10 protein-coding genes and 1 pseudogene are annotated in these 9,736 nt (G+C 63.9%); 7 read left to right on the forward strand and 4 right to left on the reverse strand.

What is annotated here, in order from left to right:
• Together ABYB95_RS10750 and ABYB95_RS10755 are read left to right on the forward strand one after the other, a co-directional pair.
• On the forward strand, window positions 1–992 hold a 992-nt coding region (locus ABYB95_RS10750; RefSeq protein ID WP_372658505.1), incomplete at its 5' end, for an amidase family protein.
• Window positions 989–1,906: a LysR substrate-binding domain-containing protein gene (locus ABYB95_RS10755; protein ID WP_372658506.1), complete on the forward strand. Its 918-nt coding sequence runs from the start codon at window positions 989–991 to the stop codon at window positions 1,904–1,906. The genes ABYB95_RS10750 and ABYB95_RS10755, both read left to right, overlap by 4 nt.
• A 62-nt stretch (window positions 1,907–1,968) precedes the next feature.
• On the opposite strand, the gene ABYB95_RS10760 is transcribed toward ABYB95_RS10755, so the two are convergent.
• Window positions 1,969–2,418, reverse strand: a complete 450-nt coding sequence (locus ABYB95_RS10760) for a hypothetical protein (RefSeq protein ID WP_372658507.1) — start codon at window positions 2,416–2,418, stop codon at window positions 1,969–1,971.
• A gap of 10 nt (window positions 2,419–2,428) precedes the next feature.
• Window positions 2,429–2,734 carry a hypothetical protein gene (locus ABYB95_RS10765; RefSeq protein ID WP_372658508.1) on the reverse strand — a complete coding sequence of 102 codons (306 nt, stop codon included), beginning with the start codon at window positions 2,732–2,734 and terminating at the stop codon, window positions 2,429–2,431.
• A gap of 145 nt (window positions 2,735–2,879) precedes the next feature.
• Here ABYB95_RS10765 and bfr point away from each other — a divergent pair, with 145 nt between their 5' ends.
• The 5 genes and pseudogenes from bfr to ABYB95_RS10790 form a co-directional block, all read left to right on the forward strand.
• Complete coding sequence (bfr, locus tag ABYB95_RS10770) at window positions 2,880–3,356, forward strand: bacterioferritin (protein ID WP_372658509.1); 477 nt, start codon at window positions 2,880–2,882, stop codon at window positions 3,354–3,356.
• A gap of 101 nt (window positions 3,357–3,457) precedes the next feature.
• Complete coding sequence (locus ABYB95_RS10775; RefSeq protein WP_372658510.1) at window positions 3,458–3,679, forward strand: bacterioferritin-associated ferredoxin; 222 nt, start codon at window positions 3,458–3,460, stop codon at window positions 3,677–3,679.
• 266 nt (window positions 3,680–3,945) lie between these two features.
• The gene (locus ABYB95_RS10780; protein ID WP_372658512.1) at window positions 3,946–6,249 is read left to right on the forward strand and encodes an NADP-dependent malic enzyme; all 2,304 of its coding nucleotides are present in this window, start codon (window positions 3,946–3,948) and stop codon (window positions 6,247–6,249) included.
• 222 nt (window positions 6,250–6,471) lie between these two features.
• Window positions 6,472–6,906 carry a ribonuclease domain-containing protein gene (locus tag ABYB95_RS10785; protein WP_372658513.1) on the forward strand — a complete coding sequence of 145 codons (435 nt, stop codon included), beginning with the start codon at window positions 6,472–6,474 and terminating at the stop codon, window positions 6,904–6,906.
• A 17-nt stretch (window positions 6,907–6,923) separates the two neighbouring features.
• Window positions 6,924–7,358 (forward strand): annotated as a pseudogene (locus tag ABYB95_RS10790) (barstar family protein); the annotation flags it as partial.
• A gap of 211 nt (window positions 7,359–7,569) precedes the next feature.
• On the opposite strand, the gene rsmA reads toward ABYB95_RS10790, so the two are convergent.
• Together rsmA and ABYB95_RS10800 are read right to left on the reverse strand one after the other, a co-directional pair.
• Complete coding sequence (rsmA, locus tag ABYB95_RS10795; RefSeq protein ID WP_372658514.1) at window positions 7,570–8,373, reverse strand: 16S rRNA (adenine(1518)-N(6)/adenine(1519)-N(6))-dimethyltransferase RsmA; 804 nt, start codon at window positions 8,371–8,373, stop codon at window positions 7,570–7,572.
• Window positions 8,374–8,404: 31 nt separating this feature from the next.
• A partial coding sequence (locus tag ABYB95_RS10800) for a peptidylprolyl isomerase (RefSeq protein ID WP_372658515.1) occupies window positions 8,405–9,736 on the reverse strand: 1,332 nt, incomplete at its 5' end.

Below are 9,736 nucleotides of genomic sequence, written 5' to 3' on the forward strand. Positions count from 1 at the left end.
CCTTCAGCGGGCTCGGCGCGAACCCCCACTTTGGGACGCCGCGCAACCCTGCGCTGCCCGCTGGCGACGAGCGCGTGTGCGGCGGCTCGTCCAGCGGTGCCGCTGCCGCCGTGGCACTGGGCCTGTGCGAAATCGCCGTGGGCACCGACACCTCGGGCTCGGTGCGGGTACCGGCGTCGTTCACCGGTCTGGCGGGTTTTCGCGCCAGTTCGGGGCGCTACCCCACCGCGGGCCTTTGGACGCTGTCGCCGACGCTGGACAGCATCGGCCTGCTGGCCCACCGGGTCGATCTCATCGCAGCGGCCGATGCGGTTCTGGCCGGCCCTGTTGCCAACGAAGACAGCGCCCGGGATGAGGCGCCGCTGTTCGTGATCGACCTTGCCGGGCCACCGGGCATCGCAGTCGATCCGGTGGTGGCCGAGCACGTGCAGCGCATTGGCAAACGGTTGCAGGCGGCGGGCCACGCCGTGCAGTGGGCCACGCACACCCATGTGCACGCGGTGCAAACGCTGTTCAACCGGTACGGGACCTTGGCCGCGCACGAGGCGCTGCGCACCTTGGGCGGCTGGCTGGCGCCGGCCACTGCAGCGCGGCTGGACCCACGCATCCGGGAACGGCTGGAGCTGGCGCGGGACACGCTGTCACCGGACGGCGCCTGCACCCTTCGGCAGGCGCGCCTGGGTCTCATCGCCCAACAGGCTGCCAGCGTGCCAGGCCACACGGTCTTCGTGAGCGCGACCACACCCAGCACCGCACCGCGTATGCAAGAGATCGCATCGCCCGAGGACTTTCACGCCCAGAACCGGCGTGCGCTGTCGATGACCATGCCCGGCAGTTTCCTGGACATGCCCGGCCTTGCGCTACCCAGTGGCCTGGACGCTGACGGAGCACCCACCAGCGTGTTGCTCAGCGTGCCTCAAGGGCGCGATGGTTTTCTGCTGCGGCTCGCCCGTTCGCTGGCGCAGGCCGGAGCACCCGCACACATCACATGACACCACCCCGCCGCAAACTGCCGCCGCTGAACGCGCTGCGCACCTTCGAGGCGGCTGCACGCCACCTCAGCTTCAAAGGCGCGGCCGACGAGCTGTGCGTCACCGCCACCGCCGTGAGCCACCAGATCCGCCACCTCGAGAGCCTGGTGGGTACGCGCCTGTTTGACCGCCTGCCACGCTCCATCGCCCTCACACCGGCGGGCCTGCACTTGTACCCGGTGCTGCGCGACAGCTTCGACCGCATGACGGCGGGTATCAACGGACTCCAGGCCTCGAGTCACCACATCCGCATCAGCGCGACACCGGCCTTCGCCTCGCGCGTCATCGTGCCTGCGCTGCCGCAGTTCTACGCGGCCCACCCCGCCATGACGCTCGCGATCGACACCACCGAACGCGTGGTGGATCTGCGGCGCGGCGACGCCGACATGGCGGTGCGCTACGGGCGCGGAGACCACGCGCCACTGGACGCATGGCCGCTCGCGGACGATGAATACATAGCCGTGGCAACGCCAGGCCTCTTGCCGACGGGCTCGTCGCTTGAGACCCTGAAGCACCAACGGCTGCTCCAGTTCAGCTGGAAAAACGACCACCTGGGTGGCCCCACCTGGGAACGCTGGATGGCCTCGATGGGCGCCGTGGATTTCAACGACGCAGACTGCCTGGGCTTCAGCGACGAGATGTTGGTTGTGCAGGCCGCGCTCGAAGGCGTCGGCGTGGCCCTGTTGAGCAGCGTGCTGGTCCGGTCCGACTTGGCCCTGGGTCGCTTGATGCGGGTGCATCCACATGGCATGCCCGGCTTGCGCTTCTCGGTCGTGGCGGCTCCCAACCACCCCAAGAGCGAAGCCATCGGCACCGTGGTGCATTGGTTGAGGGAGCAGATGGCTTGTTCGGAAGTGGTTTCGGGGCCGGATTAGCGGTGGCGCTTGCCGCCTTTTGCGCAGCCGCCAATCGGCAGGTGGGTTGCTGGAAGCCCGCCTCAGCGATCGGTGGACCAGGGCAAGACCGTTCCCACCAGCGCTGCGCCCTGCAAGCGCACGCATGGTTCACCGTTCAAACGGCATTGCCCGTCTTCCCCCAACCAATGGTGGGCGTGGCCCACGCAACCGGTCTGGCACAGCACGGCCGCTGCCGTTGCCACCGGTTTGCGCGCGGTGGCATCAACTCCTGGAACGACGCTGCCACTGGGCAAGTAAAACGGTGCATCCAGGCGCGCGCCCAAGCCCCAGTACACCCGCGTACTCGCCACCAGCAGGCGCCCCCGCAGCCGCAGCACCTCGGCTTGCAGGCGCTGTACTTCCTTTGCATGCCCCGCCAGCATCAAGGCCATGCGGCTTTGCAGGCGCCCCAGTTGGCGCAGCAAGACGCCGTGTTCCTGCGCCAGCTCCTGCGTGGCTTCACCTGTGGACCCGTTTGAATACACCGACATGTTTGGCCCGCTACTGGAGGGTGCGCGATGGCGGCATGGCCCGCGCCGCTGCCGCGCATGGATCGCAAGCCCGCACTTCTTGTTGCCAGCGACCACAGAGATTGCCCAGCATCCGACGCATGGGCGGCGACAGGTCCGGGTGCTCGCTCAGGTCCGACAGGTTGGACACCACCTTGCCGGCCATCAGCGCGCGGTGGGTGGCCGGGCCCGATGCTTGCGCGCAGCCCGTCATCAGGGCCAATGTTCCGGCCAGCAAGGCCTCGACAGAAGGCAACACATATTCCTCGTCAAACGACCCGTACGGTGGTGGATTCATGCAAACTCCCCATGGTGAAAACGTGTGGTGAGCGCCCATTGTATGCGAATGATTCTTATTTGCAAGACATCCATGCCCTCACCCTTTGCAGCACGCCACGCGGGCGCAAGCCCGGTCTCCAACCCCCCACCACAAAGGACACTCCATGCAAGGCGATCCCAAAGCGATCTCGCATCTACAAGCGCAACTCAAAAACGAGCTGACCGCCATCAACCAGTATTTCGTGCACTACCGCATGCTCAAGCACTGGGGCTTGGGCAAGCTCGCGGCCAAGGAATACGCCGAATCCATCGGCGAAATGAAACACGCCGACCTGTTGATGGACCGCATCTTCGTGCTCGACGGCCTGCCCAATCTGCAGGACCTGGGCAAGCTCAACGTCGGAGAGGACGTGCCCGAAATCCTGAGCAGCGACCTGGCGCTGGAGCAAGGCGCGCAAGCCACCATCAAGGACGGTATCGCCTACTGCGAAAGCGTGCGCGACTACGTCTCGCGCGATCTGCTGCAGACCATTCTGGAAGACACCGAAGAACACATCGACTTCCTGGAAACCCAGATCGAACTCGTCGGCCGCGTCGGTCTGCCCAACTACCTGCAAAGCCAGATGGACAGCGCCAGCTGAGTCAACCGGGCGCCGGTCGTCGGATCGGGTGGGAGCGGGGCTTGATTCATTGAATACGATCAATTATCATTTGCACTCGTCCCAACTCCGAGCCCAGCGCCATGATTGTCTGTGTATGCCGCCGCGTCAGCGACCAAACCATTGCACGTTGCGCGCGCTCGGGCATGGACTTTGACGACATCCAGATGGAACACGGCGTGGCCACCCAATGTGGCAAATGCGAGTCTTGTGCCCGCGCCCTCTGGTCGGAATGTGCACCCGGCCTGTCGGTGGCCCACCTGCAAAAACACGACGAACCGTTCCAATCCGCAGCCCTGGCCTGATGCCTGGCTTGCCCGCGCCCGACCACCGCGCCGGGTAAAGAAAACCCCCACACACACGTCCGCCCGCCCCACCGCTGGGCGCATACTGCGTTCCCCGCGCCGCAACACCTTCGAGCGGCCGGTCGAGCGCGGTCCATGGGCGCGTTCGACCCAATAGCAGAGCGCTCTGTAGGGCATTCCACGTACTAGGGTTTTCCCATGTCTCTATTTATAATGCGCGATTGCTTTCCGCATTGCAAAACACACAACCCTCTGGAGACAAAGCCATGAGCACCGATACCGCCCCGGACAACAAGCGCGCCGAATTGCGCAAAGCCGCGCTGGAGTACCACGAGTTTCCGGTGCCCGGCAAGGTGGCTATCGCTGCCACCAAACAACTGACCAACCAGCGCGACCTGGCACTGGCGTACTCCCCGGGCGTGGCCGCTCCCTGCGAAGAAATCGTCAAAGACCCGAACAACGCTTTCAAATACACCAGCCGGGGCAATCTGGTGGGGGTCATCACCAACGGCACGGCTGTGCTCGGCCTGGGCGACATCGGTCCGCTGGCCGCCAAGCCGGTGATGGAAGGCAAGGGCGTGCTGTTCAAGAAGTTCGCCGGGGTCGATGTGTTCGACATCGAGATCAACGAAAAAGACCCGGTCAAACTGGTCGAGATCATCGCGGCGCTCGAACCCACTTTTGGCGCCATCAACCTGGAAGACATCAAGGCCCCGGACTGCTTCTACGTCGAGCGTGAGCTGCGCAAGCGCATGAACATCCCGGTGTTCCACGACGACCAGCACGGCACCGCCATCACCGTGGCCGCGGCCATGGTCAACGGCCTCAAGGTCGCGGGCAAGGACATTGCACAAGTCAAGCTGGTGGCCTCGGGCGCGGGTGCAGCGGCTCTGGCCTGCCTGAACCTGCTGCTCAAGGTCGGCTTGAAGCGCGAAAACGTCTTCGTGACCGATCTGGCGGGTGTGGTCTTTGAGGGCCGCACCGAGCTGATGGACGAAGACAAAATCCTCTACGCCCAAAAAACCGACGCCCGCACGCTCAAAGAAGTGATGGTCGGCGCCGATGTTTTCCTCGGCCTGTCCGCAGGCGGCGTGCTCAAGCCCGAGATGGTGGCCAGCATGGCCCAGCGGCCGGTGATTTTTGCCCTGGCCAACCCCAACCCTGAAATCGCACCCGAAGATGCGCACGCGGTGCGCGGCGACATCATCATGGCCACCGGCCGCAGCGATTACCCGAACCAGGTCAACAACGTCCTGTGTTTCCCGTACATCTTCCGAGGCGCGCTCGACGCGGGCGCATCGACCATCACCGACGAGATGGAAATCGCGGCGGTGCACGCCATCGCGGAGCTGGCCCAGGCCGAACAAAGCGAGGTGGTGGCCGCTGCTTATGCCGGTGAAAAACTGGCCTTTGGTCCCGAATACCTGATCCCCAAGCCGTTTGACCCGCGCCTGATGATGAAAATCGCGCCCGCCGTCGCCCAGGCGGCGGCGGACAGCGGCGTGGCCTTGCGCCCGATCGCCGACATGGACGCCTACCGCCAGAAGCTGCAGAGCTTTGTCTTTGCTTCGGGCACCATGATGAAGCCGGTTTACGCAGCCGCCAAGCTGTCGCCCAGCAAGCGGGTGGCCTATGCCGAGGGCGAAGAAGAACGCGTGCTGCGCGCCTGCCAAGTGGTGGTCGACGAGGATCTGGCGCGCCCGACCTTGATCGGCCGTCCGGCCATCATCGCCCAGCGCATCGAGAAATTCGGACTGCGCCTGAAGGAAGGCCTGGACTACGACGTCGTCAACGTCGAACAAGACCACCGCTACCGCGACTTCTGGCAGAGCTATCTGGCCATGACCGAGCGCCGTGGTGTCACCGCGCAATTGGCCAAGATCGAAATGCGCAGGCGCCTCACGCTGATCGCCACCATGCTGCTGCACAAAGGCGAGGTCGATGGCCTGATCTGCGGCACCTGGGGCAACACCGCCATGCACCTGGAATACATCGACCAGGTGATTGGCAAGCGGGAGAATGCCTGCTGTTACGCCGCCATGAACGCGCTGATGTTGCCGGGCCGCCAGTTGTTCCTGGTAGACACCCATGTGAATTACGACCCCAGCGCGGCCCAGTTGGCAGAAATCACCCAAATGGCCGCGCGCAAGATCCTGCGCTTTGGCATCACCCCCAAGGCCGCGCTGCTCTCGCACTCGAACTTCGGCTCCTCCAACCAGCCCAGCGCCCTCAAGATGCGAGAAACCTTGGCCATTCTGCAAGCCAAGGCCCCGTGGCTGGAAGTTGACGGCGAGATGCAGGGGGATGTGGCGCTGGACGGCGCCGCCCGCCACGCCGTCATGCCCAATTCCGTGCTCAAAGGCGACGCCAATCTGCTGGTGCTGCCCAACATCGACGCGGCCAACATCGCCTACAACCTGCTGAAAACCGCCGCCGGCGGCAACATCGCCATCGGCCCCATGCTGCTGGGCGTGGCCAAACCGGTGCATATTCTCACCGCCAGCACGACCGTGCGCCGCATCGTGAACATGACGGCTTTGACGGTGGCTGAAGTGAACGCCGCCAAATAGCGCTTGCACGGAAGGTAAGCACTAACTTTTACCGATTTTTACGGCCCTTCTATCTGCTCGAAAATTCAGCAACTGCTTGCTTTATTCCGGGGCTTAGTGCACACTAACGAACTTGGAATTCAGGGTTAACCCGCCCCTCCCGAATCCCCTGAAAAAGGCGTTTGTAAGACGCATTTTTTGGGAATTTCTAGAGGGTTAGCGACAGAAGAGGCAAAGGCTTTCATGGATCTGAATCGGATCCGGACAGGGAAACGGGGCGCTCGGCTGGTGGGAACACTGGCCTTGGTGGCTGCAATCGCAGCCACTGTGGGTGCGGTGCTGGTAGATGCCCGAGCACCCAGCGCCCCCACCATGTCGGTGGCAGCCGATGCTTCTCTGGTCTTTGCAGGGTTACCGGTTCAAGGTCGGGAAGTGATGGGCCTGATCCGGCGTGGCGGACCTTTTCCCTACGAAAAGGACGGCACCGTTTTTGGCAACCGTGAGCGCTTGCTGCCCAGCCAGGTACGAGGTTATTACCGCGAATACACAGTGCCCACCCCGGGGCTGGACCATCGCGGGGCTAGACGGATCGTGTGCGGCGGAATGCAGCCCACGGTCCCTGAAGCATGTTTTTATACCGAGGATCACTACGCCAGCTTTCAGCTGATCGCGCAGTGAGGTCGCGGTAGATATAGATGGAATTTTTAAACCTTACTGTAGAAAGAGACGCGGAGATGGACACGCCACTTCGTCAAGTACGCACCAACATTGTTCAGTCGATTCGCGCCTATGGCGTGAAGGAACTGCAGGTGGCGGCCGAGCATCTCGGCCACCACTTCCTGTATGCCAACTTGGCCAAAGCCCAAAGCAAGCAAGATGTGCTGGAGCTGATCGCAGCCCAATACACCTTGCCCACGCATTTCGGCAAAAATTTTGACGCGCTCTACGATTGCATGACCGATCTGGTCCACAAGTCGGGGCCGCAAACCGGATTCATCGTGGTACTGGAGCACATCCCAGCGCACGCCAAGTTCGACAAGGAAGCCCGTGAGCAGCTGCTCGACATCTTCCGCGACACGGCCGACTACTGGGCCGATCGCAAGATTCCGTTCCGCTGCTTCTACTCGTTCTCGGTCGCCCGTTCGTCCAAGGGCGAGGCACCGATCGAGGTGGAAAACGACGAGCCCATGCCGACCGACAAGCTGTTGGATGTGAGCCCGATGGCCTTGCGCATGAGCAGCCCGTTCAACGCCGGCTACTGGCTGGCTGCGGCCTGATCGTCTGACGCCGCGCCAGTCCGCTGGCGCCACTGGACCAGCCCCGACACCTGTCGGGGCTTTTTCATGCCTGCAAGGTCTTGATCAGACCCACGTATTCGCTCACCGGGACTTCCTCGGCCCGGCGTTGCAGGTCGAATTCGCCGCCAAAGCCTTGTTCATCCAGCCAGCGGCCCAAGGTGTTGCGCAAAATTTTGCGGCGCTGGCTGAAGGCCACCTGCACCATTTGCCCAAAGCGGGCCAGGTCGATGATGGGCGGTTCGCCCAGCGGCACCATGCGCACGATGGCACTGTCCACACGGGGCGGCGGATCGAAACTTTCCGGCGGCACAAACAGCACGTTGTCCATGGCGTAGCGCCATTGCAGCATGACTGAGAGCCGGCTGTAGTCCGACGTGGCGGGCCGCGCCACCATGCGGTCGATGACTTCTTTTTGCAGCATGAAGTGCTGATCCCGCACCACGCTCACATGGTCCAGCAGGTGGAACAGGATGGGCGTGGAGATGTTGTAAGGCAGATTGCCCACCACACGGAGTTTGGCCCCCACCGGGGAGGGCTGCGTGGCGGCGCCATCTTGTGCGCCGCCCATGGACGCTGCGAGCTGCGCGAAATCGACCTTCAGCACATCGGATTCGATGACGTCGAGCTGGCCGTGGCTGCGCAAGCGGCTGGCGAGGTCGCGGTCCAGTTCGATCACGGTGAGCCGGCCGAGCCGCTCCACCAGCGGTTGGGTCAGGGCGGCCAGTCCAGGGCCGATCTCGACCATGGCGTCACCCGGCTGCGGCGCGATCGCCGCGACGATGTTTTCGATGACGGCCGCGTCGGTCAGGAAGTGCTGTCCGAAACGCTTGCGGGCGATGTGCTTCATGCCTTGCCCCGAACGCGGCTCAGAAAACACCTCATAACTTGGGGTCTTCGCGGTATTCCACGTAAGCCCGGCCACGCACGTCCTGGCTCCAGCTCTGCAAAGCGGTTTCCGCCTTCTTCTCGCGCAACAGGCCGCGCACGATCTCGCGCTGCTCGCGCTGGCTGAGCGTGGTCTGGCGGCGTTCAACCACCTGGATCAGGTGCACGCCAAAACGCGAGACCAGCGGCGCCGACACCGCGCCAGTGCGCAGGCCGTTCATGGCTTCTTCGAACTCGGGCACAAACTGTCCGGGATTGGCCCAACCCAGATCGCCACCTTCGCGCGCCGAGCTGTCCTGGCTGTGTTCGCGCGCAAGCGCTTCGAAACTGCTCTTGCCGTCGGCGATCTGCTGGCGGAACTGGTTGAGGCGGGCCACCGCAGCGCTCTCGCTGAGCTGTGCGCTGGTGCGCAGCAAAATGTGGCGCGCGTGGGTCTGGGTCACTTGCACGTCGGGCAAACCGGCCTGCCGCTTCTCCACGAGCTTGAGCACATGGAAGCCCGCAGGACTGCGCACCGGTCCGGCGATGTCGCCGGCGCGCAAGGCCTTGGTGGCCTCTACAAACAGGGGCGGCAGGCGATCGGCCGCGCGCAGGCCGAGCAGCCCACCATTGGCGCGTTCGGGTGCGTCGGAAAATTCGCGCGCGAGCTGAGCGAAATCGGTGCCGCTGCGTGCCTTGTCGGCCACGCTCTGGGCCTTGGCTTGCGCTTGCTGGATCTGCTCGGCGCTGGCGTTTTCCGGCGTTTGCACCAGTACCTGGGCCAGGTTCAGCTCCAGCTGGCTGCTGTCGGGCGCGTTCTGCTGCTCCCGGATGAAGGCGTCGATATCGGATTCGGTCACATTGACGCGGCTTTGCACCTCGCGGTCGTGCAAACGCTGCAACAAGATCTGGTTGCGCAATTCGTTGCGCAAACTGTTGATGTCCAAGCCCTCGGACGCCACCCGGCGGCGGAAGTCTTCCAGACTCAACTGGTTCTGGGCCGCGATGTTTTGCTCGGCCTGCAGCAGCGTCGCTTCATCCACCCGGAGGCCTTGCTCGACCGCCGTTTGCAGCTGTGCGCGCTCTTGCACCAGCTGCTCAAGCACCTGGCGGGCAAGCACATCGCGGGCCGGCATGACCGCGCCTTGCTGGGTCAGCTGCTGCTCCACACGCAGCACCCGCCGGCGCACTTCGGTGTTGGTGATCGGTTCCGAATTGACCAGCGCGACGATGAAGTCCGCCGTTTGCTGGGTGGTCGACCCCTGCGACAGCTGGCTGGGCAGATTGAGGCGGTTGGACAAGCGCAGGCCCTGGGCATGGGCGGCAGCGCCCCAGACCGTACTGGC

Source organism: Hydrogenophaga sp., from assembly GCF_041633695.1.
In the GTDB taxonomy this organism is placed as follows: domain Bacteria; phylum Pseudomonadota; class Gammaproteobacteria; order Burkholderiales; family Burkholderiaceae_C; genus Hydrogenophaga.